Origin of the sequence: Streptomyces sp. NPDC091972 (assembly GCF_044756385.1) — a bacterium.
In the GTDB taxonomy this organism is placed as follows: Bacteria; Actinomycetota; Actinomycetes; order Streptomycetales; family Streptomycetaceae; genus Streptomyces.
This window is the reverse complement of record NZ_JBIVSV010000005.1, coordinates 99,374-120,114: the sequence shown is the minus strand read 5'-3', so window position 1 is coordinate 120,114 and position 20,741 is coordinate 99,374. Positions and strand designations below refer to the sequence as shown.

20 protein-coding genes and 1 riboswitch are annotated in these 20,741 nt (G+C 69.4%); of the genes, 10 read left to right on the top strand and 10 right to left on the bottom strand.

Going from position 1 to position 20,741, the window contains the following annotated elements; genetic code table 11:
* Nucleotides 1-43: 43 nt before the first annotated feature.
* Together dnaB and ACIQJT_RS16330 are read left to right on the top strand one after the other, a co-directional pair.
* Nucleotides 44-1,522 (top strand): replicative DNA helicase, encoded by a 1,479-nt coding sequence (gene dnaB / locus ACIQJT_RS16335; protein ID WP_053846232.1) that lies wholly within the window; start codon nucleotides 44-46, stop codon nucleotides 1,520-1,522.
* Between the two features lie 103 nt (nucleotides 1,523-1,625).
* Complete coding sequence (locus ACIQJT_RS16330; protein ID WP_402643955.1) at nucleotides 1,626-3,011, top strand: serine hydrolase domain-containing protein; 1,386 nt, start codon at nucleotides 1,626-1,628, stop codon at nucleotides 3,009-3,011.
* A gap of 82 nt (nucleotides 3,012-3,093) precedes the next feature.
* Here the strand turns inward: ACIQJT_RS16330 and ACIQJT_RS16325 are convergent, their stop codons facing one another.
* Nucleotides 3,094-3,546, bottom strand: a complete 453-nt coding sequence (locus tag ACIQJT_RS16325; RefSeq protein WP_365452865.1) for a GNAT family N-acetyltransferase — start codon at nucleotides 3,544-3,546, stop codon at nucleotides 3,094-3,096.
* Between the two features lie 9 nt (nucleotides 3,547-3,555).
* On the bottom strand, nucleotides 3,556-4,038 hold the full coding sequence (locus ACIQJT_RS16320; RefSeq protein WP_365452862.1) for a MarR family transcriptional regulator: 483 nt from the start codon (nucleotides 4,036-4,038) through the stop codon (nucleotides 3,556-3,558).
* Nucleotides 4,039-4,179: 141 nt separating this feature from the next.
* On the opposite strand from ACIQJT_RS16320, the gene ACIQJT_RS16315 reads away from it, so the two are divergent.
* Nucleotides 4,180-5,388, top strand: coding sequence for an MFS transporter (locus tag ACIQJT_RS16315; RefSeq protein ID WP_402643951.1), 1,209 nt, complete (start codon nucleotides 4,180-4,182; stop codon nucleotides 5,386-5,388).
* A 76-nt stretch (nucleotides 5,389-5,464) separates the two neighbouring features.
* Here the strand turns inward: ACIQJT_RS16315 and ACIQJT_RS16310 are convergent, their stop codons facing one another.
* Nucleotides 5,465-6,331: a GNAT family N-acetyltransferase gene (locus ACIQJT_RS16310; RefSeq protein ID WP_402643949.1), complete on the bottom strand. Its 867-nt coding sequence runs from the start codon at nucleotides 6,329-6,331 to the stop codon at nucleotides 5,465-5,467.
* A gap of 223 nt (nucleotides 6,332-6,554) precedes the next feature.
* On the opposite strand from ACIQJT_RS16310, the gene ACIQJT_RS16305 reads away from it, so the two are divergent.
* Together ACIQJT_RS16305 and ACIQJT_RS16300 are read left to right on the top strand one after the other, a co-directional pair.
* Nucleotides 6,555-7,187: an HAD family hydrolase gene (locus tag ACIQJT_RS16305; RefSeq protein ID WP_402643946.1), complete on the top strand. Its 633-nt coding sequence runs from the start codon at nucleotides 6,555-6,557 to the stop codon at nucleotides 7,185-7,187.
* Between the two features lie 619 nt (nucleotides 7,188-7,806).
* On the top strand, nucleotides 7,807-8,967 hold the full coding sequence (locus ACIQJT_RS16300; RefSeq protein WP_402644762.1) for a globin domain-containing protein: 1,161 nt from the start codon (nucleotides 7,807-7,809) through the stop codon (nucleotides 8,965-8,967).
* A gap of 12 nt (nucleotides 8,968-8,979) precedes the next feature.
* On the opposite strand, the gene ACIQJT_RS16295 is transcribed toward ACIQJT_RS16300, so the two are convergent.
* From ACIQJT_RS16295 to ACIQJT_RS16275, 5 genes are all read right to left on the bottom strand, one after another.
* Nucleotides 8,980-9,462 carry an NUDIX hydrolase gene (locus tag ACIQJT_RS16295; protein ID WP_280907394.1) on the bottom strand — a complete coding sequence of 161 codons (483 nt, stop codon included), beginning with the start codon at nucleotides 9,460-9,462 and terminating at the stop codon, nucleotides 8,980-8,982.
* Nucleotides 9,463-9,550: 88 nt separating this feature from the next.
* Nucleotides 9,551-10,471, bottom strand: a complete 921-nt coding sequence (locus ACIQJT_RS16290; protein ID WP_402643943.1) for a LysR family transcriptional regulator — start codon at nucleotides 10,469-10,471, stop codon at nucleotides 9,551-9,553.
* A 244-nt stretch (nucleotides 10,472-10,715) separates the two neighbouring features.
* The gene (locus ACIQJT_RS16285) at nucleotides 10,716-11,855 is read right to left on the bottom strand and encodes a cystathionine gamma-lyase (RefSeq protein WP_402643940.1); all 1,140 of its coding nucleotides are present in this window, start codon (nucleotides 11,853-11,855) and stop codon (nucleotides 10,716-10,718) included.
* Nucleotides 11,852-12,343, bottom strand: coding sequence for a low molecular weight protein-tyrosine-phosphatase (locus tag ACIQJT_RS16280; protein ID WP_402643937.1), 492 nt, complete (start codon nucleotides 12,341-12,343; stop codon nucleotides 11,852-11,854). Before ACIQJT_RS16280 ends, ACIQJT_RS16285 begins: the two co-directional genes overlap by 4 nt.
* A gap of 6 nt (nucleotides 12,344-12,349) precedes the next feature.
* Nucleotides 12,350-12,727 (bottom strand): phage holin family protein, encoded by a 378-nt coding sequence (locus ACIQJT_RS16275; protein ID WP_402643935.1) that lies wholly within the window; start codon nucleotides 12,725-12,727, stop codon nucleotides 12,350-12,352.
* Between the two features lie 58 nt (nucleotides 12,728-12,785).
* On the opposite strand from ACIQJT_RS16275, the gene ACIQJT_RS16270 reads away from it, so the two are divergent.
* The 4 genes from ACIQJT_RS16270 to ACIQJT_RS16255 all read left to right on the top strand — a co-directional run bounded on the left by ACIQJT_RS16270 (nucleotide 12,786) and on the right by ACIQJT_RS16255 (nucleotide 15,528).
* Nucleotides 12,786-13,103 (top strand): cupin domain-containing protein, encoded by a 318-nt coding sequence (locus ACIQJT_RS16270; protein ID WP_028808005.1) that lies wholly within the window; start codon nucleotides 12,786-12,788, stop codon nucleotides 13,101-13,103.
* Nucleotides 13,104-13,262: 159 nt separating this feature from the next.
* Nucleotides 13,263-13,475 (top strand): DUF5326 family protein, encoded by a 213-nt coding sequence (locus tag ACIQJT_RS16265; RefSeq protein WP_053846220.1) that lies wholly within the window; start codon nucleotides 13,263-13,265, stop codon nucleotides 13,473-13,475.
* A gap of 803 nt (nucleotides 13,476-14,278) precedes the next feature.
* Complete coding sequence (locus ACIQJT_RS16260; protein ID WP_402643931.1) at nucleotides 14,279-14,992, top strand: IclR family transcriptional regulator; 714 nt, start codon at nucleotides 14,279-14,281, stop codon at nucleotides 14,990-14,992.
* Nucleotides 14,993-15,090: 98 nt separating this feature from the next.
* Nucleotides 15,091-15,528 carry an SsgA family sporulation/cell division regulator gene (locus ACIQJT_RS16255; protein WP_365452834.1) on the top strand — a complete coding sequence of 146 codons (438 nt, stop codon included), beginning with the start codon at nucleotides 15,091-15,093 and terminating at the stop codon, nucleotides 15,526-15,528.
* 164 nt (nucleotides 15,529-15,692) lie between these two features.
* Here ACIQJT_RS16255 and ACIQJT_RS16250 read toward each other — a convergent pair whose 3' ends face one another.
* The gene (locus ACIQJT_RS16250) at nucleotides 15,693-16,952 is read right to left on the bottom strand and encodes a YibE/F family protein (protein WP_365452831.1); all 1,260 of its coding nucleotides are present in this window, start codon (nucleotides 16,950-16,952) and stop codon (nucleotides 15,693-15,695) included.
* Between the two features lie 722 nt (nucleotides 16,953-17,674).
* Nucleotides 17,675-17,864, top strand: a riboswitch (TPP riboswitch).
* On the opposite strand from ACIQJT_RS16250, the gene thiC reads away from it, so the two are divergent.
* Complete coding sequence (gene thiC, locus ACIQJT_RS16245) at nucleotides 17,857-19,635, top strand: phosphomethylpyrimidine synthase ThiC (RefSeq protein WP_402643927.1); 1,779 nt, start codon at nucleotides 17,857-17,859, stop codon at nucleotides 19,633-19,635. It overlaps the preceding riboswitch by 8 nt.
* A 91-nt stretch (nucleotides 19,636-19,726) precedes the next feature.
* On the opposite strand, the gene ACIQJT_RS16240 is transcribed toward thiC, so the two are convergent.
* Nucleotides 19,727-20,593: a hypothetical protein gene (locus tag ACIQJT_RS16240; RefSeq protein WP_402643924.1), complete on the bottom strand. Its 867-nt coding sequence runs from the start codon at nucleotides 20,591-20,593 to the stop codon at nucleotides 19,727-19,729.
* Nucleotides 20,594-20,741 lie beyond the last annotated feature (148 nt).

Below are 20,741 nucleotides of genomic sequence, written 5' to 3'. Positions count from 1 at the left end.
AAGCACGGCGAGGTCCGCTCGGCGGACGGGAGGAGGTGGCTCGGTGAGTATTTCCGAGCCCTTGGACGACCCGTGGGCCGACAGCGGTCCCAGTGATCGTCTCCCTTCCTCGCGCCGCCGCGGCGACGGGGGCCGGGGGCGCGACGAACAGCACGAACGCGGCAGGGACACCGGCGACTGGGACGGCGGAGGCACGGCCTTCGAGCGGGTCCCGCCCCAGGACCTGGACGCCGAGCAGTCCGTCCTCGGCGGCATGCTCCTGTCCAAGGACGCCATCGCGGACGTCGTCGAGGTCATCAAGGGCCACGACTTCTACAAGCCCGCCCACGAGACGATCTTCCAGGCGATCCTGGACGTCTACGCCAAGGGTGAGCCGGCCGACCCCATCACCATCGCCGCCGAGCTCACCAAGCGCGGTGAGATCAACAAGGTCGGCGGCGCATCGTATCTGCACACCCTCGTCCAGACCGTGCCGACGGCGGCGAACGCCGAGTACTACGCGGAGATCGTCCACGAGCGGGCGGTCCTGCGGCGGTTGGTCGAGGCGGGCACCCGCATCACCCAGATGGGATACGCGGCCGACGACGACGTCGACGAGATCGTCAACCGCGCCCAGGCCGAGATCTACGCGGTCACCGAGCAGCGCACCAGCGAGGACTACCTGCCGCTCGGCGACATCATGGAGGGCGCGCTCGACGAGATCGAGGCGATCGGTTCCCGCAGCGGCGAGATGACTGGTGTTCCCACCGGTTTCACCGACCTCGACTCGCTCACCAACGGCCTGCACCCGGGTCAGATGATCGTCATCGCGGCCCGCCCCGCCATGGGAAAGTCCACCCTCGCGCTGGACTTCGCCCGCGCGGCCTCCATCAAGCACAACCTGGCCAGCGTCATCTTCTCCCTCGAGATGGGGCGCAACGAGATCGCGATGCGTCTGCTGTCGGCCGAGGCGCGGGTGGCCCTGCACCACATGCGTTCGGGCACCATGACGGACGAGGACTGGACCCGGCTGGCGCGCAGGATGCCCGAGGTGTCCTCCGCTCCGCTCTACATCGACGACTCCCCGAACCTGTCGATGATGGAGATCCGCGCGAAGTGCCGGCGCCTGAAGCAGCGCAACGACATCAAGCTCGTGATCATCGACTATCTGCAACTGATGCAGGCCGGTGGCTCCAAGCGCTCCGAGAGCCGTCAGCAGGAGGTCTCGGACATGTCCCGTAACCTCAAGCTCCTCGCCAAGGAGCTTGAGGTCCCGGTGATCGCGCTCTCGCAGCTCAACCGTGGTCCCGAGCAGCGGACGGACAAGAAGCCCATGGTGTCCGACCTGCGTGAGTCCGGCTCCATCGAGCAGGACGCCGACATGGTGATCCTGCTGCACCGTGAGGACGCCTACGAGAAGGAGTCGCCCCGCGCGGGCGAGGCGGACATCATCGTGGGCAAGCACCGTAACGGCCCCACCGCGACGATCACAGTCGCCTTCCAGGGCCACTACTCGCGCTTCGTGGACATGGCCCAGACCTGAGCTCCGCGTCACTCCGACGGCGGCAGCTCGCCGGGGCTCCGTCGCGACGCCCTCAGGGCTAAAGAAGTCGACGCCCGTGCGCCCCACGGGATGGACTGGGGGCATGACGACATCTCAGGACGAGCTGCTTCCCGGCACGCGCCGGGCGCTGCTGCACCGGATCGCCGTGGCCCAGGCGGAGGGGCGTGCGCCCTCACTGGTCGCGGAGGTCGTGCGGGACGGACGGACCGTGTGGCGCGGTGCACGCACCTCGGTGGACGGGCACGGCCCGGACGAGGACGTGCAGTACCGCATCGGCTCGATCACCAAGACCTTCACCGCCGTCCTCGTCCTGCGACTGCGGGACGAGGGACTGCTCGACCTGGGCGATCCGCTGGAGAAGCACCTGCCCGGCACGGGAGCGGGGGAGGCAACCGTCGCTGAGCTCCTCGCCCACACCGGTGGGTTGGCGGCCGAGTCCCCGGCGCCCTGGTGGGAGCGCACCTCGGGCGATCTGCGCCCCGAACTCGCCGATGTGCTGGGCGAGCAGCCCTTGCTGCATCCGGTGGGACGCCTCTTCCACTACTCGAACCCCGGCTACACCCTGCTCGGAGCACTCGTCGAGCGACTGCGCGGGGCTCCGTGGGAGGAGGTGCTCCGGCGGGAAGTACTCGCGCCTCTGGGGCTGACCCGCACGACGGTCCGTCCCGAAGCGCCGCATGCGGGCGGGTGGGCGGTCCATCCGTGGGCCGATGTGATGCTTCCCGAGCCCTCCGAGGATCTGGGTCGGATGGCTCCAGCCGGGCAACTCTGGTCCACCACGGCGGACTTGGCGCGCTTCGCGGTCTTCCTTGTAAACGGCGACGAGCGGGTGCTGTGCGCGGAGACCGTGCGGGAGATGCGGACGCCCGCGGCGCCGGCCGGGGCGGCCGAGCTCGTCGACGGTGCCTCTTACGGGCTCGGGTTGCAGGTCCAGCACCGCGACGGGCGGCTGCTCGTGGGGCATTCGGGCTCGCTGCCGGGCTTTCTCGCGAATCTCACGATCAGCGTGGGCGACGATGTCGCCGCGGTCGTACTTGCCAACTGCACCTCCGGCCCCCTGTTGTCCGTCGTGGGAGCCGATCTCGTGCGGATCGTCGCCGAGGCCGAGCCCAGGATTCCCGAGCCGTGGCGCCCGATGCGCGAGGCCGACTCGCCCGCACTGGAGTTGGCGGGCCAGTGGTACTGGGGAACGAACGGATTCGCCCTGCGGCTCACAGCGGATGGACTGGTTTCGCTGGAGCCTTTGTCGGGAGCAGGCCGGCGCTCACGATTCCGGGCCAACGGTGACGGCACCTGGACCGGACTGGAGGGCTACTTCCACGGCGAGGTCCTGGCGGTCGTACGGCGGCCCGACGGAAGCGTGGACCATCTCGACCTCGGCTCGTTCGTGTTCACGCGGCAGCCGTACGACGAGACGGCTTCCGTGCCCGGTGGAGTGGATCCGGCGGGGTGGCGAGGCATCGGTTAGGTCCCCTGCTCGCCGAGCGGCGCTCTGTTTCACGTGAAACAGAGCGCCTTGCTGCGCCGCGAGGAAACAGCCCTGCGGATGATCACAGGGCCAGCTTGAAGCCCACGTGGGAGGCAGCGAAACCGAGCCGTTCGTAGAAGCGGTGGGCGTCCGTGCGGGTGTTGTCTGACGTCAGTTGCACCAACCGGCAGTCCTGACGGCGGGATTCCTCGATCGCCCACTCGATGAGCCGGGACCCGAGTCCGCTGCCGCGCTCCTCGGCGTGGATGCGGACCCCTTCGATGATCGACCTGGTGGCACCGCGCCGGGACAGCCCCGGCACGACGGTGAGCTGCAGGGTGCCGACCACGCGCTCCTCGCGCACGGCTACGACCAGATGCTGGTTCGGGTCGGAGGAGAGGCGCTCCAGAGCGGTCAGATAGGGCCCCAGGTCGTCCGGGGACTCGCGCTGGGCACCCAAGGGGTCATCGGCGAGCATGCCGACGATCGCGGGGACGTCGTCCGCCGTGGCGGGCCGAATCTCGAGATCTGCCATGTCCGCACCCTACGAGGGGCACTCGTCCCCGGGCGCCGGCGGTGTGCGGAGGTCTTCCAAAGCCCTGACGAGGGGGGCGAGTTCGGGGTTGGTGGCGGCTTGGTCGAGGGCTTCGCGCAGGGCTTTCTCGTTGGTGGGGCGGGCTTGTTCGAGGAGGGTGCGGCCGGTGTCGGTGACGTCGGTGTAGATGCCGCGGCGGTCGGTGGGACAGAGGTAGCGGGAGAGCAGGCCGCGGTCCTCGAGGCGGGTGACCAGGCGGGTGGTGGCGCTCTGGCTGAGGACGACGGCGTCGGCGACCTGTTTCATCTGGAGGTGCCCGCCCTCGCCGTCGTGCTGGCGGCCCAGGACGTCGAGCAGGGAGTACTCGCGGACGCTGAGGTCGTGGGCGGACTGGAGCGCCTTCTCGATGTGTGCCTCGATCCGTCCGTGCAGCAGGGAGAGCGCGCACCAGCCCTGGGCGAGGGCGGTGAGCGCGGGGTCAGTGGCGGTCATGGGGCCTGCTTCCCTCCTTCTCGGCCTCTGCAGGAGTAGCGACGGACCGAGATTGCCGTCGCTTGCAAATATAGAGCGTCTGCAACTATTGTGGGCGTGCGCAACATGCTCCTGCAATCATCTGGGAAGGTGTCACCCCCCATGCCGCTCGCGCTTCTGGCCCTTGCGATCGGGGCCTTCGGAATCGGAACGACCGAGTTCGTGATCATGGGGCTGCTGCCCGAGGTCGCGGACGACTTCGGGGTCTCCATCCCCACCGCCGGCTTCCTGGTCACCGGCTACGCGCTCGGCGTCATGTTCGGCGCCCCGCTGATGACCGCCCTCGGTACCAAGGTCTCCCGCAAGCGGATGCTGATGCTGCTGATGGGGCTGTTCATCGTCGGCAACCTGCTCTCCGCGCTGGCCCCGGCCTTCAGCGTCATGCTGATCGGCCGGGTGGTCGCCTCCCTCGCCCACGGAGCCTTCTTCGGGATCGGCTCGGTCGTCGCCGCCGACCTGGTGGCCCCCGACAAGAGGGCCGGAGCCATCGCGACGATGTTCACCGGCCTGACCGTCGCCAATGTCGTCGGAGTCCCGTTGGGCACGCTGATCGGCCAGAGCGCGGGCTGGCGTCTCACCTTCGGGATCGTCGCCGGCCTCGGCGTCGTCGGCCTGGCCGGCATCGCCAAGCTCGTTCCCGAGGTGCCCCGGCCGGAGGGCGTGCGGCTGCGTCACGAACTGGCCGCCTTCAAGAACGCCCAGGTGCTGCTCGCCATGGCGATGACCGTCCTCGGCTTCGGCGGTGTCTTCGCCGCCATCACCTACATCGCGCCGATGATGACCCACGTGGCGGGCTTCGCCGACGGCTCGGTGACCTGGCTGCTGGTCCTCTTCGGCCTCGGCATGGTCGGCGGCAACCTCGTCGGCGGCAAGTACGCCGACCGGGCCCTGATGCCCATGCTGTACGTCTCCCTGGGCGCCCTGGCCGTCGTACTCGCGCTCTTCACGTTCACCGCGCACGACAAGGTCCTGGCCGGCGTCACGATCGCTCTCATCGGCGCCCTCGGCTTCGCCACCGTGCCGCCGCTCCAGAAGCGGGTCCTGGACCAGGCGCACGAGGCCCCGACGCTCGCCTCGGCCGTCAACATCGGGGCCTTCAACCTCGGCAACGCCCTCTCCGCCTGGCTCGGCGGTCTGGTCATCTCGGCCGGCTTCGGCTACACCGCCCCCAACTGGGTGGGCGCCGCCCTGGCCGCGGGTGCTCTCCTCCTCGCCTTCGTCTCGGCTGCTCTGGAACGCCGGGACAGCACTCCCAGCGCTGTGGTCGCAGGGGCGACTCCCGCAGAACAGCGGAGCGCGGTGCACCACTGAAGTCGCGCGGCCCACGGCCGGGCATGACGCCGGCGCCGGTTCCCCGAAGTCCAGGGCACCGGCGCCGTCGCATGCCTCAGAGTGCGGCCACCGTCAGCGGGGCGAACCGCCGGCTCCAGTCGCCCGGCAGCTCCGGCATCCCGTATGTCATGACCGAGTTGAAAGCGGCCGACGTCAGGCCGCGTTCCCGGGCCCACGTCCGTAGCTCTTCGTGGCGCACGTCGATGTCGGTGCGCAGGGGGCGGTCGGTGCCGGCGGCGAGCGAGGTGACGAGGGCCTTGGCGGTGTCGGTGTCACGGGCGACCAGTGGGCCCACCACCTGGGTGTCCATGTTGGGCCAGGCGGCGGCGTACCCGATGATCCGGCCGTTCTCCTCGGCGACACGGAACTGGTCGGCGAAGGCGGGGAGTCGGGTGATGAGATGCGTGCGATCCGTGCCGAGCACCTCCTCGTCGAGCCGGAGAACCGCAGCGAGGTCCTCGGCGGTGGCCGCGCGTGTACTCGTCGTCGGTACCGGGCCGCCCGAGTTGAAGTGTCCGCGGAGCATCTCCGCCCGGCCGGTGACCTTGAAACCCAGTTCCTCGTAGAGCGGGCGGCCGTACGGCGTCGCGTGGAGGGTCAGCGGAGTGGTGCCCATCACCGAGAGGACGTGCCGCATGAGCCGACGGCCGATCCCCTGCCGAGCGTGCCGTTCGGCGACCAGCACCATCCCGATCGCTCCCAAATCGGGTTCGCTGTAGGGGCCGTACTCCGTGACCACGCAGGCGGTGACGAGTCCTCCGTCGGGATCATCGATGCCGTAGCCCTTTCCGGCCGAGAGGAGAAGACCCCACTTGTGCTCCTCGCGTGGCCACCCCCGGTCCTCGGACAGGTCCGCGCAGGCAGTGAGATCACGAAGCGTCAGACGGCGGATGGGGAGGGCGGCGAGAGAAGGAGTCGGCACGCAGGTCAGGCTGTCCGACGAGGACCCTCGACGTCCACCCGTTTCCTGGGGCTCGTACGAGCTTTTGGCCATGTGGTGGCCGAGTGCGCAGCGCGTGATCGGATATCGGGTGTTTCACGTGAAACATCGGAGTACGGCGATCGTCCGGCGTCCGAAAGAAGCAGCATGACGCCTTACCGTTCTCATGAACCATTGCCTCAAATAGGCCACTAGCCTCAAGGACATGGCGAGACTTCATCTCTTCGACCTCGACGGCACTTTGCTGCACGGAAGCAGCGCCCCCGTTCAGATTTCCCGGCAGCTCGGACTCGAGGCCGAGACGGTGGCACTCGACCAGGCGATCGGGGCCGGACTGATAGACCCGTCCGAATACGCGCAGCAGGTGTACGCCTTGTGGGCGTCCCTGACCGAGGCACATGTCGTCGCGGCTTTCGAGGGTGCCCCGTGGCTGGCCCGCATTCGCGAGGTCTGGGCGGAGATCAGGGAACAGGGGGATTACTGCGCGGTCGTATCCCTTTCGCCGTCCTTCTTCGTGGAACGGCTCACCAGTTGGGGAGCCCATGCCACGTACGGGTCACGCTTTCCGGCCGTGCCCTTCACCGAGCCCGTGGATCCTGCCGGAGCACTCAACGCGGCCGCCAAGGTCCTGATCGCGGACAGGCTGTGCGAACAGTTCGGGGTGACCCGGGCCGACTGCGTCGCCTATGGCGACTCAGCGTCCGACAAGGACCTTTTCTCTGTGGTGCCGCTCTCGGTGGCGGTCAATGCGGACCATCATCTGTCCGACGTCTCGACCCATTCCTACACCGGCATGGACCTGTGGGACGCCTATGAGTTGGTGCGGCAGGCTCGCTGAGCGTGCGCGGAACGTCGACCGGTAGAGGTCGACCCGGCCCCCGTCCCGTACCGAGATGCGAGCGCCCTGGGCCCGAGAGTGGGGCAACGCAGCCTAACGGGACGAGGAGATCGAAGACCCGCATTCGTCCCTATGCGGCCAAGGCGCCTATACGCGGTGGGACGCTGCGGGGAGACGCTGCGGTCTTTGCCACACGCACGCCAACCAAGCCGTCCCCGGGGGACAGCAGGCATTTTCCGAACGAGGAAGTGCGCAGACCGACCGAAAGATGTTCGAGGCGAGGCACGACATGGACGCTCCGACCGGCATGTAGGCCGACGACGGCACTTCCGGGGGCGAGGGTGGCTGGTTCACTTCCCGCCAGCAACCGACGGAGGGGGCGCCCGGTGCCGGATACGAGACGGTAGAGAGGGCTCTGCCGGCCGCACCGCGCCTGGTGGGCGGGCCGGGACCGGGCACCGTTCCCGGAGCCCCGACAGCTGCCCGGACGAGCCGGCCGACGCAGAGCCCGGTGCCGCCCGGCATCTCGGCTCACGGGACAGTGCCGCCTGGTCCGGAAACCGGCCGCGGGGACGGGGTGCCCACCGGGGAAACAGGCACCCCGACGCGGCCGGACCAGATACGCCCCTCGGTGCCTCCGCACACGTCTCAGACAGCGCAGACTCAGCCCTCCCCGGACGCCGTCCGTATCCGCCGGACCATGGCCGAGGTCACCCCGGTCGCCGAGAAGGTCACGTCGTACTTCTACGCACTGCTCTTCGTACGCCACCCCCATCTGCGCCCGTTGTTCCCGGCAGCCATGGACGCCCAGCGGGATCGCCTGCTCAGGGCGCTGCTGACGGCCGCCGAGCACATCGACGACACCCCAGCCCTGGTGGCCTACCTACAGAACCTGGGGCGCGGCCACCGCAAGTACGGGACCCGCGCCGAGCACTATCCGGCGGTCGGGGAGTGCCTCATCGGAGCGCTGAGCAGGTACGCCTCCGCCAGTTGGGATACGGAGACCGAAGCGGCCTGGGTCCGGGCGTACACGACGATCTCGCAGGTGATGATCGACGCGGCGGCCGCGGACGAACGGCGCGCCCCGGCCTGGTGGCACGCAGAGGTCGTGGCGCACGAGCTGAGGACCCCGGACGTCGCCGTTGTCACCGTCCGGCCCGATCAGCCCTATCCGTTCCTGGCCGGCCAGTACACGAGCCTGGAGACGCCGTGGTGGCCGCGTATCTGGCGGCACTACTCGTTCGCCTCGGCGCCCCGCTCGGACGGACTGCTGTCGTTCCACGTGAAAGCCGTGCCCGCGGGCTGGGTCTCCAACGTCCTGGTGCACCGGGCCCGCCCCGGCGACACCATCCGGCTCGGTCCGCCCACCGGGTCCATGACCGTGGACCACACCACCGACAGCGGGTTGCTCTGTCTGGGTGGCGGTACCGGCATAGCTCCGATCAAGGCGCTGGTCGAGGACCTGGCGGAACACGGCGCACGGCGCTCCGTCGAGGTCTTCTACGGAGCCCGCACCGATCACGACCTGTACGACATCGACACGATGCTCAGGCTCCAGCAGTCCCACCCGTGGCTGTCGGTACGGGCCGTCGTCGACCGGCAGGCCCGTCGTCGGCTCCCGGACGCCGTACGCGCGTACGGTCCCTGGCACGAGTACGACGCCTATCTCTCGGGTCCGCCCGGCATGATCCGCAACGGTGTGGACACGCTCACATCCATCGGAATCCCGTCGGAACGCATACGCCACGACTCCGTGGAGGAACTCGTCGTGGCCCAGTGACCCGCGGAGAGGTCAGCCCAGGTCCGGTGCGTGCATCGCCCGTACGCCCTCGATGTTGCCGTCCAGATAGTGGCGCAGGGACAGCGGGACCAGGTGGACGGAGGCGATCCCCACGCGGGTGAACGGCACCCGGACGATCTCGTACTCCCCGACGGGCTCGTCCACTTCGGGGCCGTGACGCAGGGACGGGTCCATCGATTCCAGGTGGCAGACGAAGAAGTGCTGCACCTTCACTCCGGTCGCGCCACCGTCGTCGCCGATGTGCTCGACGGTGTCCACGAAGCAGGGGACCACATCGGTGATCTTGGCGCCGAGTTCCTCGTACACCTCGCGGTGCAGAGCGTCGACGACGGTCGTGTCGGTCGGCTCGACTCCTCCGCCGGGAGTCAGCCAGTAAGGATCCATGCCGGGTTTGGTGCGCTTGATCAGGATCAGATCATCGCCGTCGAGGAGGACGGCACGGGCGGTGCGCTTGACCACGGGTCGGACGGTCATGGGGGGTATGTGGCCCGGATGGTTCCACGTGAAACATCGCCCGGTGTCACCGGCTGAGCTCACGGGGTGAAGGACGCGACATCGCAGCTCAACACCAGTCGACGGCCGCCCTCAGCAGCCATTCGTGTGCCCGTGCGACATGAGGCATGGCCAGTGTTCCGGTGCGGACCACCAGGAAGTAGGTCCGCAGCGGGGGCACCGCGGGCTCGTGCAGCGCGACGACGTCACCGCGCTCCAGAGCGGCCGCGCACAGATAGCGCGGCAGCACCGCGAGCCCGGCGCCCGCGATGGCGCAGGCGAGGACGGCACGCAGATCGGGGACGACGACGGTGCCCGGTGCGGCGGGGCGGGAATCGAAGACGGAGGCCCAGTAGCGCGAGACGAAGGGGAGCGACTCGTGCACCTCGATCACGGGGACGTCCTCGAACGCGGGGGCCCGTTTGTCTGTGGGACGGGTGCCGACCGTCTTCTCCGGCCCGAGGTGGCCGGCCCAGTCCGGGGCGGCGACCAGGACGTGCTCCTCGTCGCAGAGCGTGCTCGCGGTGAGCAGCGCGCCCCGAGGACGGGCCGTGCTGATGGCCAGATCGTGATGCCCGGCGGCCAGGCCCTCCAGGGTCTCCTCGGCGTTCCCGAAGGAGGCCCGTAGCGCGAAGCCCTGCCCGTCCTCGCCGGTCAGCTCAGTGAGTGCGGGCAGCGCCCGCTCGGCGGTGAACTCGGGAGGTCCGGCCAGATGCAGTGTGCGCAGGGACGACTCGTCGTCGAGTCCCGTCTCGGTGATCTCCACCAGGGCGTCGAGGTGAGGCGCGGCCTTGTGGGCGAGTTCGTCGCCGATGGTCGTGGGGGTCACGCCGCGGGCCTGCCGTAAGAACAGGGGACGTCCCAGCTGCCGTTCCAGGGTGCGGATCTGGGAGGTGACGGCCGGCTGCGACAGGCCGAGCAGGGCGGCGGCGCGGGTGAAGGAACCGGCCCGGTGCACCGTCACGAAGGTGCGCAGCAAGGCCAGGTCCATGGTGACGTCCCCTTCCCGCTCCAGTTCCGGCCCGGGAGCAGGGGCCCAACTATAAATATGTCGATAGGTCTCTGTCGCTACTGTGATTGGACACTGACAGAGAGTCAACTAGCCTTGGTCGCGCGGTTCTTCGCGCGCGGAACCGGGGCGGTCCGAGCCACGAGGGGGGAGGCTCGGACCGTCCGTTGTGCGTAGCCGTGCATGGTTGTGCATCCGTGAGTCCGTGAGGACTCTGCTGGAACGGTCAGTCGGCCGACTCGTCCAGCGCACGCAGCACATCCGCCACCAGGTCCTCGGGATCCTCCGCCCCGACCGAGAAGCGGATGAAGCCCTCCGGCACGTCGTCCCCGCCCCAGCGCCCGCGCCGCTCGGCCGTGGAGCGCACCCCGCCGAAGCTCGTCGCGTCGTCGACGAGCCGCAGTGCGTCGAGGAAACGGTCGGCACGCGCGCGCGTGGGCAGCGTGAAGGAGACCACGCATCCGTACCGGCGCATCTGCTGCGACGCGATCTTGTGCGAGGGGTCGTCGGGCAGGCCGGGGTAGCGCAGGCCCGTCACCTCGGGCCGTTCCCGCAGTGCCCGGGCGAGCACGAGCGCGGTCGCGTTCTGCCGGTCGACGCGCATCTGGAGCGTGGCGATCGAGCGATGCGCGAGCCAGGCCTCCATCGGCCCCGCGATCGCGCCGACGATCTTCCGCCAGCGGCGGACGGCGTCCATGGCCTCGCCCTCGCGGCCCGTGACGTACCCGAGGAGGACGTCTCCGTGGCCCGTGAGCTGCTTGGTGCCGCTGGCGACGGAGAAGTCCGCGCCGAGCTCCAGCGGCCGCTGTCCGAGCGGTGTGGCGAGCGTGTTGTCTACGGCGACGAGCGCACCACGCGCGTGTGCCGCCTCGACCAGCCGCCGGATGTCGCACACGTCGAGGCCGGGGTTGGAGGGGCTCTCGATCCACAGCAGCCGCGCGCCGTCGAGGACGTCGAGCTGGGCGTCGCCGCCGGTCGGAGCGGTGCGCACCTCGATGCCGTACGCCTCCAGCTGGGCGCGGATCAGGGGCAGCACCTGGTAGCCGTCGCTGGGCAGGACGACCGTGTCCCCGGCGCGCAGTTGCGAGAAGAGCGCGGCGGAGATGGCGGCCATGCCCGAGGCGAAGACCAGCGTCTCCACGCCGTCCTGGCCGGGCGCCTCCAGTTCGCCGATGGCGCGCTCCAGCAGGCTCCAGCTCGGGTTGGTGTCGCGGCCGTAGGTGTACGGGCCGTCGACCTCGCCGGGCAGGTGGAAGTGGGCGGCGAAGGCCGGACCGGGCAGGGTCGGTTCGTTCTTGACCGCCTCGGGGAGTCCGGCCCGCACCGCGCGCGTGCCCTCCCCCTGGTCCGCAGCCCTGTCGCTCATGCCACCCGTCCTCTCGTCAGCTCACGTACCTCGGCGAGCAGACCCTCGCTCGCCGCCTCCACCATCTCAAGGCACTCCTCGAAGCCGTCGAGGCCCCCGTAGTAAGGGTCCGGAACGTCGAGGTCGGCGCCCGCGGCGGGGTCGTACGAACGCAGCAGCCGCACCTTTCCGGCGTCCTCCGGGGTGGGCGCGAGGCGTCGCAGGGTCTTGAGGTGGCTGGCGTCGAGGGCGACGACGAGGTCCAGGCGGGAGAACCAGGAGGGCTGGAACCGCCGGGCCGTGTGGGCGCCGTCGTAGCCGTGCTCCTCCAGGACGGACACGGTGCGCGGGTCCGCGCCGTCGCCCTCGTGCCAGCCGTCCGTACCGGCGCTTTCGACCTCGACCAGGCCGTCCAGACCGGCTTCCGCCGCGCGGGCGCGGAAGACCGACTCGGCCATCGGGGAACGGCAGATGTTGCCCGTGCAGACGAAACAGACGCGGTAGGTCATGCCTCCTCAGTCCTCGTCGGGCAGGACGATGTGCAGGGCCCAGGAGACGATCGAGATGATCAGGCCGCCCAGGACGGCGGTCCAGAACCCCTCGACGTGGAAGCTCAGGTCGAGCACGTCGGCCAGCCACGAGGTCAGCAGCAGCATCAGTGCGTTGACGACCAGCGTGAACAGGCCGAGCGTCAGGATGAACAGGGGGAAGGTCAGGACCTTCACGACCGGCTTGACCAGCCAGTTCACCAGGCCGAAGACCAGGGCGACGAGAATCAGCGTCCAGACCTTCTTGCCGGTGCTGCCACCGGTCAGGGTGATCTTGTCGAGCAGCCAGACGGCGACCGCCAGAGCACCCGCGTTGGCGATCGTCTTGACTAGGAAATTCTTCATGTGTCTGATCGTGACAGAAGAGATCGGGCACGGGCACTGACGAGGGCGGACTTAGTCGATGAAGGCATTCCGGTTGGACGAACTGGAGGCGGAGCGCGCCGCCAACGACGGCGCCTACCTCCAGTTCCTGCGGGAGCGGAACATGTCGGTCGGCCTGTACGCACTCGACGCGGGCGCGCAGGACCCGCAGCAGCCGCACAACCAGGACGAGGTCTACTTCGTGGTCAGCGGCCGCGCCGCGATCACCGTGGGCATGGAGACGACCCAGGTGGCGCGCGGCAGCGTGGTGTACGTGCCGGCCGGGGTCGCCCACAAGTTCCACCACATCAGCGAGGACCTCAGGGTGATGGTGGTGTTCTCTCCCCCGGAGAGCTGACCTGTGGCCTCGGGGTTCCCTAGGGGATCAGTCAGGGGAGGACAAGGGCTGCGAGGCCCCCGCGGCGGCACCTCACGGCCCTAGCATCGGGTGCAGGACATTGGTGGATCCGGTACCAGAGGGACCGGACGGTGCCGGACTGCAGAGAGGTTGAGTGCGATGGGAGCGATCTTCGCGGGGCTGCCGTGGTGGGTGAAGTGGGTCGCGGTGCCGGTCATCGCCCTGGTGGTGTTCGGCGGACTGATAGCCACGGTCGTCGGTTTCGTCATCGGCCTGCTCTTCAAGCTGCTGGTCTTCGTGGCCCTGGTCGGCGGACTCGTCTACGTCGTACGGAAGTTCATGTCGAGCTCCTCGTCGCGCAGCGACTGGTGAGCGTCCGCAGCGGGCGGGACGAGCGGTAACAGGAATCCCTCGTTCCCTCGGGGGAGGGAAGTTTCCCGTACGGGCCGTATACGAGCGGTGGCGGACCGTTAAAGTCCGGAACTCGACGCGGGGACGACCCCGCGAGCGGAGTACACCCCCTCCCGTGTTCCCCGCACGGGCTGCCCCTCGCGCTCCGGGAGAGCCCCTTGGCCACGGTTGACACCGCACCCGCACAGACCGACGCCCGCTCGACGACGCCCCCTGCACAGCCGACGGCTCCGACCCAGCCGACGGCTTCGGGACGGTCAACGGCCGGGGGACGGCCGACGTCTCCCGGGGGGTCGGCCGGCTCAGCTCAGGCCGAGGCGCCCGTTCGGCCCGGGGATCCCGTCGTTCCCGTCGCCCCCGCCCTGCCCAGGGACCCCGTCCTCCCTGCCGCACCCGCCCTGCCCGTGGCTCAAGACCAGCGGGAAGCTCCCCCTCCGCCGACGCCTCCGGGACGGTCCGCAACTCCGGGGCAGGGATCAGCACGCAGCGGCCAGTCATCCGCTCCCAGCTCACCCACTCCCGGCCGGTCATCCATTCATGGCCAGTCATCAGCTTCCGGCCAGCCCCCCGCTTCCGACCGGTCACCCGAACTCGGCCGGCCAACCACCCCCGGCCGGTCCGCGACCCCTGCGCGGGCGTCGGCCCCCGTGCAGCCCTCCGCTTCCCTACGGCCGACAGCTCCCCTCCAGCGGCACGCGGCGGCCTCCTCCGAAGCTCCCGAACAGGCCCACTCCGCCACCCTGATCGGGTCCGTCCAGCGTGCGATGCGCCTGCTCGAAGCCGTCGCACAGCACGTGCAGGGAGCCCCCGCCAAGCAGCTCGCCCGCGAGACCGGGCTGGCGCTCCCCACGGCGTACCACCTGCTGCGCACCCTCGTGCACGAGGGCTATCTGCGCCGCGACAAGGGCCTGTTCTTCCTCGGGGACGCAGCCGTGCGCCTGAGCAGCAGCGGAGCCGAGCAGAAACGTCGCAGCACCGTCGTCGAGGCGCTCGCGCACTGGCGCGACCTGATCGGCGTACCGGTGTACTACGCGCAGTACCGGGACGGCGAGATCGAGGTCCTCTGCGTATCCGACAGTCCCGGGAGCCCGGCGGTCGAGGAGTGGGCCGACTTCCGTGAGACCGGGCACGCGCACGCCATCGGGCAGTGTCTGCTCGCCCAGCTCGACGACGAGGCCCGGCGCGACCACCTCGACCGGTACCCGGTGCAGTCCATCACGCCGTACACCGTGCGCGACGGCCACAGCCTGCTCCGGCGTCTCGAACGGACCGCGCGCATGGGGCCGGTGATCGAGCGTCAGGAGTACGCGCTGGGGACGGTGTGCGCGGCGATTCCGATCACGGTGGGTAACGCTGCGGCAACGATGGCCATCTCCATGCCCGTCCATCAGGCGGACCGGTTGATGGCCGCCACCCAGCAACTACAAGAAGAAATCGGTCGCTTGATGGGGTCACTGGCGATCTCTATCAGTATCTGAAAACTCACTCCTTGTGATCTGTCGTACACGTTCAGCAAGATGCCTCCAGTGTCAGAGGGATCATTTCCGGCCGACAAAGGCAGATGACGGGGTAAGCGATGCGCGAGTCCGTACAGGCAGAGGTCATGATGAGCTTCCTCGTGTCGGAGGAGCTCTCCTTTCGCATTCCGGTGGAACTGCGCTACGAGGCCTGCGATCCCTATGCGGTGCGGCTGACCTTCCATCTCCCGGGCGATGCCCCGGTGACCTGGGCTTTTGGTCGTGAGCTGCTGATCGACGGGGTGGGGCGCCCCTGCGGGGAGGGCGATGTGCGGGTCTCGCCCGCCGGCCCCGACCTGCTGGGTGACGTCCTGATCAGACTGCAGGTCGGCGGTGACCAGGCCCTGTTCCGTTCGTCGACGGCGCCGGTCATCGCGTTCCTCGATCGCACCGACAAGCTGGTGCCGCTGGGCCAGGAGGCCGCGCTGGCCGATTTCGACACACATCTCGACGAGGCGCTGGACCGGATCCTGGCGGAGGAGCAGAGCGCCGGCTGACTTCCCGGGCAACGTGAGGACGTAACGCTTCAGCGCGGGAGGGGAGGGTGCAGGAACGCTTCTGCTGAACGTCGGCGCCGCCGCGGCAGAAGGTCCCCACGCCAGCGCCGCCATGCCGGGGCACCGAGCTCAGCGCCTGCGCCGCCATGCCGGGGCAACGGGACTCAGCGCCTGCGCCGTCGTCCCTTTCCGCCACCCCATCCCGCGGCCGGCCGACTGTCGGCCGTGCCCGCGCTCGCACTCGTCGCCGGTACGGGCACGGACGTCCCCGCCGTCTCCGTTCCCGCTCCGGGTCGGTCGGCCGAGACCACCAGGGCGGCGAGGGCCGTGGTGACCGGTACCGAGGCGACGAGGCCGATCGAGCCGACCAAGGTGCGCACGATCTCCTCCGCCACCAGTTCGCTGTTGGCGACGGTCCCCACGCTGGACTGCGCGATGGAGAACAGCAGCAGCAGCGGCAGCGCGGCACCGGCGTAGGCGAGGACCAGGGTGTTGACGACGGATGCGATGTGGTCGCGGCCGATCCGGATTCCGGCGCGGTACAGCCCGCGCCAGCCCATCGTCGGGTTGGCCTCGTGCAGCTCCCAGACCGCCGACGTCTGGGTGACCGTCACGTCGTCGAGGACACCGAGCGAGCCGATGATGACGCCGGCGAGCAGCAGACCGCTCATGTCGATCGCCGGGTACAGCCCGTGGATGAGCCCAGTGTTGTCGTCCGTGTTGCCCGTCAGCGCCGCCCAGCCGATGAACTGCGAGCCCAGGATGCCGATCAGCACCAGTGAGATGAGCGTCCCCAGTACCGCCACGGAGGTACGCGCCGACAGGCCGTGGCACATGTAGAGGGCGATCAGCATGATGGCGCTCGACCCGATCACCGCCACGAGCAGCGGGTTCGAGCCCTGGAGGATCGCGGGCAGGATGAAGAAGTTCAGCACCATGAAGCTGATGGCCAGCGCGACCAGCGCCATGACCCCGCGCAGCCGCCCGACGACCACGACGGCGAGCGCGAAGACGCCGGCGAGCAGCCCCATCGGGAAGCGGCGGCTCACGTCGGTCACCGAGTACTGCAAGTCCCTGGGCGCGGAGGGCTCGTACGCGACCACGACCTTCTGGCCCTCGTGCAACTGCCGGGACTGGTCCGGCTGGACGATCTCCGTGAAGGTGCGGCCCTTGTCCTTGCCGGTGTCGACCCGGATCGTGGCCTTCTTGCAGGTGCCGTTCGCCTGTTGCTCTGCGGAGGAGCCCTCGGCGGTGGAGGTGTCCCCGGTCGGGGTCTCCCCTGAGGCGTTCACCGACTTGCAGTCGACGCTGACGACCTTGCTGACGGTGGCCTGCTGCGTCTGCCGGTCGAATCCGACTCCGGTGCGTTCGTGTGCCGGGGCGCCTCCGGGCCAGAGCACAACAAGCCCCACCACCACTGCCATGCCGAACGGGATGAGGATCGCCGCGATGACCTTGCGCAGGTGCTTGGAGACGGGAGCCGCCGGTCCATGACTGTGACTGTGCGAGTGACCGTGCCCGCCACCACCGGAACCGGGTCCACTCCCGTGTCCGTCGACCGAACCGTGTCCGTCGCCCGACCCGTGCCCGTCACCGGGCCCGCGCCCGCCCCCTGGAACGTAACCGCGTCCTGCCCCCGGACCGTACCCGTGCGTGTCTCCGGGACCCTGCCCGTGTCCGCCACCAGCCCCACCACTGCCCTGGCCGCCAAAAGCCGCACCCGGACGCTGACCGTGACTCTGCCCCTGACCCTGGCCGTAACCCTGCCCCTGGCCGTAACCCCGCCCCTGACTGCCGCCCTGCCCGCCACCACGCTCATGCTCATGCTCATGCTCGTGCCAGCCACCGGCCCCGGCCGTTCCGCCGCTGCCGCTGCCGCTGCCGCTGCCGCTGCCGCTGCCGCCGCTGGCTCCGCTGCCCTCAGCGCCTCCGAAACTGCCACGGGAGCCAGTGCCAGGACCATGCCCGGGCCCGTGCTCAGGTCCATGTCCCGGCCCGTGCCCAGGGCCGTTTCCGGAGCCGGGCCGACGCGGCGGCTCGGGAGGCGGGTAAGGGGACTGATGCGTCGTGGTCACCGACCGATCATCGCAAGAACGACAGGGGCCCTCTGTTCACCGCGCCCGAATTGACGCTAGCGTGGAGCCACCTTTGTACACGCGGGAGCTCGGAGCACCGGGCTGAGAGGGCGCTGACCTCCGTCCCAGCGATGTTTCACGTGGAACTTCATTTCAAGCAAGTGACGTTCCCCACGAAACGTCGGCGGACGGAAATGGCTGCGTCGACCGCCGAACCTGTTACCGGGTAATGCCGGCGTAGGGAGTAGGTCTCATGACCATCAAGGACGCGCGCACGCCTGCCTCCGACCAGCTCGACACGGAGGCCGGGAAGTCCATCGGCTGGCACAAGGCGTACATCGAGGGCTCGCGCCCCGATCTGCGGGTGCCGGTCCGCCAGGTGCACCTCACCAACGGGCAGTCGGTCACGCTGTACGACACGTCGGGCCCGTACACCGATCCGCTCACCGACACGGACGTCCGCCGGGGCCTCGCGCCGCTGCGGGAGAACTGGATCATCGCCCGCGGGGACACCGAGGAGTACGAGGGTCGACCCGTGCGGCCCGAGGACGACGGGATCAAGCACACCTCACCCCGGGGCGGCCTCCGCAACCTCGACGCGGTCTTCCCGGGGCGGTCGCGCCAGCCGCGCCGCAGCCGTGACGGCCAGGCGGTCACCCAGCTCGCGTACGCCCGCCGCGGCGAGATCACCCCCGAGATGGAGTACGTCGCCATCCGGGAGAACGTCGAGCCCGAGGTCGTCCGCGAGGAGATCGCGGCGGGACGCGCGGTCCTGCCAGCGAACGTCAACCACCCGGAGATCGAGCCGATGATCATCGGCAAGCGTTTCCTGGTGAAGGTCAACGCCAACATCGGCAACTCGGCCGTGACGTCCTCCATCGAGGAGGAGGTCGAGAAGATGACCTGGGCGACCCGATGGGGCGCCGACACGGTCATGGACCTGTCCACCGGCCGCAACATCCACACCACTCGCGAGTGGGTGCTGCGCAACTCCCCCGTCCCCATCGGCACGGTGCCGCTCTACCAGGCGCTGGAGAAGGTCGACGGCCGTGCCGAGGAGCTGACCTGGGAGATCTACAAGGACACGGTGATCGAGCAGGCCGAGCAGGGTGTGGACTACATGACGGTCCACGCGGGCGTGCGCCTGCCGTACGTACCGCTGACCGCGAACCGCAAGACGGGCATCGTCTCGCGCGGGGGCTCGATCATGGCGGCGTGGTGCCTGGCGCACCACAAGGAGTCGTTCCTGTACGAGAACTTCGAGGAGCTGTGCGAGATCCTCGCCACCTACGACGTCACGTACTCGCTAGGCGACGGCCTCCGGCCCGGCTCGATCGCGGACGCCAACGACGAGGCGCAGTTCGCGGAGTTGCGCACGCTCGGGGAACTCAACCGGATCGCGAAGCGTTTCAACGTACAGACCATGATCGAGGGCCCGGGACACGTCCCGATGCACAAGATCAAGGAGAACATCGACCTTCAGCAGGAGATCTGCGATGAAGCTCCGTTCTATACGCTCGGCCCGCTGACCACCGACGTCGCGCCGGCCTACGACCACATCACCTCCGGCATCGGTGCCGCGATGATCGCCTGGTGGGGCACCGCGATGCTCTGCTACGTCACGCCCAAGGAGCACCTGGGCCTGCCCAATAGGGACGACGTCAAGACGGGGGTCATCACCTACAAGATCGCCGCCCACGCGGCCGACCTCGCCAAGGGGCACCCGGGCGCCCAGGAGTGGGACGACGCCCTCTCCGACGCCCGCTTCGAGTTCCGCTGGGAGGACCAGTTCAACCTGGCCCTCGACCCCGACACGGCCCGGGAGTTCCACGACGAGACCCTCCCGGCCGAGCCGGCCAAGACGGCTCACTTCTGCTCCATGTGCGGGCCGAAGTTCTGCTCGATGAAGATCTCCCAGGACATCCGCCGCCGTCACGGCGACAGCCAGGAGGAGATCGAGGAGGGCATGGCCCAGAAGTCGAAGGAGTTCGCGGCGGCGGGCAACCGCGTCTATCTGCCGATCGCCGACTGACGGAGGCGGACCGTCGGCGGGCGGCCCGCGGCCGGGTCTTCGGCTTGCGCTCCCCGTGGTGGGGGCGCAAGCCGAGGGGCGGTGCCGGGTGTCACTCCGGCTGGTGTTCCGGCCCCCCGAAGTCCGGGCTGGTGTAGTCCGGGCTGGTGAAGCTCGGGCGGGCACCGGAGGCCCCGTCGTCCGGACTGCTGAAGCCCGGGCGGTCGTAGCCGAGGCTGGGCATCCGGCTGGTCGGTGCGGGCGGTGCCGTGTGATGCAGTGCGGCGGCGGTGCCGGGATCGGCCAGGGCCTCCCTGAGGAAGGGGAGGAGGCCACGTTCCAGCAGGGCTTCGCGCCAGGCGTCTCTGGCCCGTGCCACCTCCTCGCTCAGTTCGCCGTACCCCGCGTCCGGCGAGGGCCGGTTGCGCAGTGCGGTGATCAGCAGACCGACGGCGGCGACAAGGATCGCGGCCGCGGTCAGGGCGCCGAAGACCCATCCGATGGTGATCATGGCGTGGGCGAACGCCGGCGGGGGGCTGAGCATCTGGAGTATGTAGCCCACGAGCAGGAAGATCGCCGCGGCTGTTCCGGCGAGGACGGGCGTCAGGACGGCGGCGACGGCGACGGCGCCCGCACCGGCGGTCTCGGCGACCTCTCCCATGGTGGTGGCGAGCCCCATCGCACCCGTGCCCGAGTCGGCGGGACCGGGTTCGTGCGCGGACGACAGGCTGGACGGCGTCGCGGGGCGGCGCTGTTCCTCGCGGACCTTCACGTAGTGCTGGTACTCGGTCGCCGCGGCCGCCGTGATGAGCGCGGTCGCGTTGAGCGCCATGGTGCGCAGCTGTTCGGGATTCAGCCGCTGTCCGACCGCGGCCAGTTCGGGACGGTGTGGTGCGGAGCGCAGCGCCTCATCGAGGATCCGCTCGTAGTCCTGGCGGTCCTCGCTGTGCAGGTGCTGCGGAACGCTGTTCATGTGCATCCCCCGATGCTCCGTAGGGCTTGGGGCTCGCATGCCAACGAGCCGTCGGGCAGAAACGGAGGGGAGCCTGCTACGGATAAGCAGATGGTAGAGCGGTCTCGGCACAGGGTGACAGGGGGTTTCCAGAAATTGGCCTCTGGCCTGCGCG

What these genes read in the sequence shown, in the direction of transcription:
- thiC (WP_402643927.1), top strand. Translation starts at nt 17,857, where the DNA reads ATGACCATCAAGGACGCGCGCACGCCTGCCTCCGACCAGCTCGACACG.
- ACIQJT_RS16265 (WP_053846220.1), top strand. Translation starts at nt 13,263, where the DNA reads ATGGGAGCGATCTTCGCGGGGCTGCCGTGGTGGGTGAAGTGGGTCGCG.
- ACIQJT_RS16315 (WP_402643951.1), top strand. Translation starts at nt 4,180, where the DNA reads ATGCCGCTCGCGCTTCTGGCCCTTGCGATCGGGGCCTTCGGAATCGGA.
- ACIQJT_RS16325 (WP_365452865.1), bottom strand. Translation starts at nt 3,546, where the DNA reads ATGGCAGATCTCGAGATTCGGCCCGCCACGGCGGACGACGTCCCCGCG.
- ACIQJT_RS16285 (WP_402643940.1), bottom strand. Translation starts at nt 11,855, where the DNA reads ATGAGCGACAGGGCTGCGGACCAGGGGGAGGGCACGCGCGCGGTGCGG.
- ACIQJT_RS16250 (WP_365452831.1), bottom strand. Translation starts at nt 16,952, where the DNA reads ATGGCAGTGGTGGTGGGGCTTGTTGTGCTCTGGCCCGGAGGCGCCCCG.
- ACIQJT_RS16275 (WP_402643935.1), bottom strand. Translation starts at nt 12,727, where the DNA reads ATGAAGAATTTCCTAGTCAAGACGATCGCCAACGCGGGTGCTCTGGCG.
- ACIQJT_RS16330 (WP_402643955.1), top strand. Translation starts at nt 1,626, where the DNA reads ATGACGACATCTCAGGACGAGCTGCTTCCCGGCACGCGCCGGGCGCTG.
- ACIQJT_RS16295 (WP_280907394.1), bottom strand. Translation starts at nt 9,462, where the DNA reads ATGACCGTCCGACCCGTGGTCAAGCGCACCGCCCGTGCCGTCCTCCTC.
- ACIQJT_RS16260 (WP_402643931.1), top strand. Translation starts at nt 14,279, where the DNA reads ATGCGCCTGCTCGAAGCCGTCGCACAGCACGTGCAGGGAGCCCCCGCC.
- ACIQJT_RS16305 (WP_402643946.1), top strand. Translation starts at nt 6,555, where the DNA reads ATGGCGAGACTTCATCTCTTCGACCTCGACGGCACTTTGCTGCACGGA.
- ACIQJT_RS16280 (WP_402643937.1), bottom strand. Translation starts at nt 12,343, where the DNA reads ATGACCTACCGCGTCTGTTTCGTCTGCACGGGCAACATCTGCCGTTCC.
- ACIQJT_RS16255 (WP_365452834.1), top strand. Translation starts at nt 15,091, where the DNA reads ATGCGCGAGTCCGTACAGGCAGAGGTCATGATGAGCTTCCTCGTGTCG.
- ACIQJT_RS16240 (WP_402643924.1), bottom strand. Translation starts at nt 20,593, where the DNA reads ATGCACATGAACAGCGTTCCGCAGCACCTGCACAGCGAGGACCGCCAG.
- ACIQJT_RS16290 (WP_402643943.1), bottom strand. Translation starts at nt 10,471, where the DNA reads ATGGACCTGGCCTTGCTGCGCACCTTCGTGACGGTGCACCGGGCCGGT.
- ACIQJT_RS16320 (WP_365452862.1), bottom strand. Translation starts at nt 4,038, where the DNA reads ATGACCGCCACTGACCCCGCGCTCACCGCCCTCGCCCAGGGCTGGTGC.
- ACIQJT_RS16270 (WP_028808005.1), top strand. Translation starts at nt 12,786, where the DNA reads ATGAAGGCATTCCGGTTGGACGAACTGGAGGCGGAGCGCGCCGCCAAC.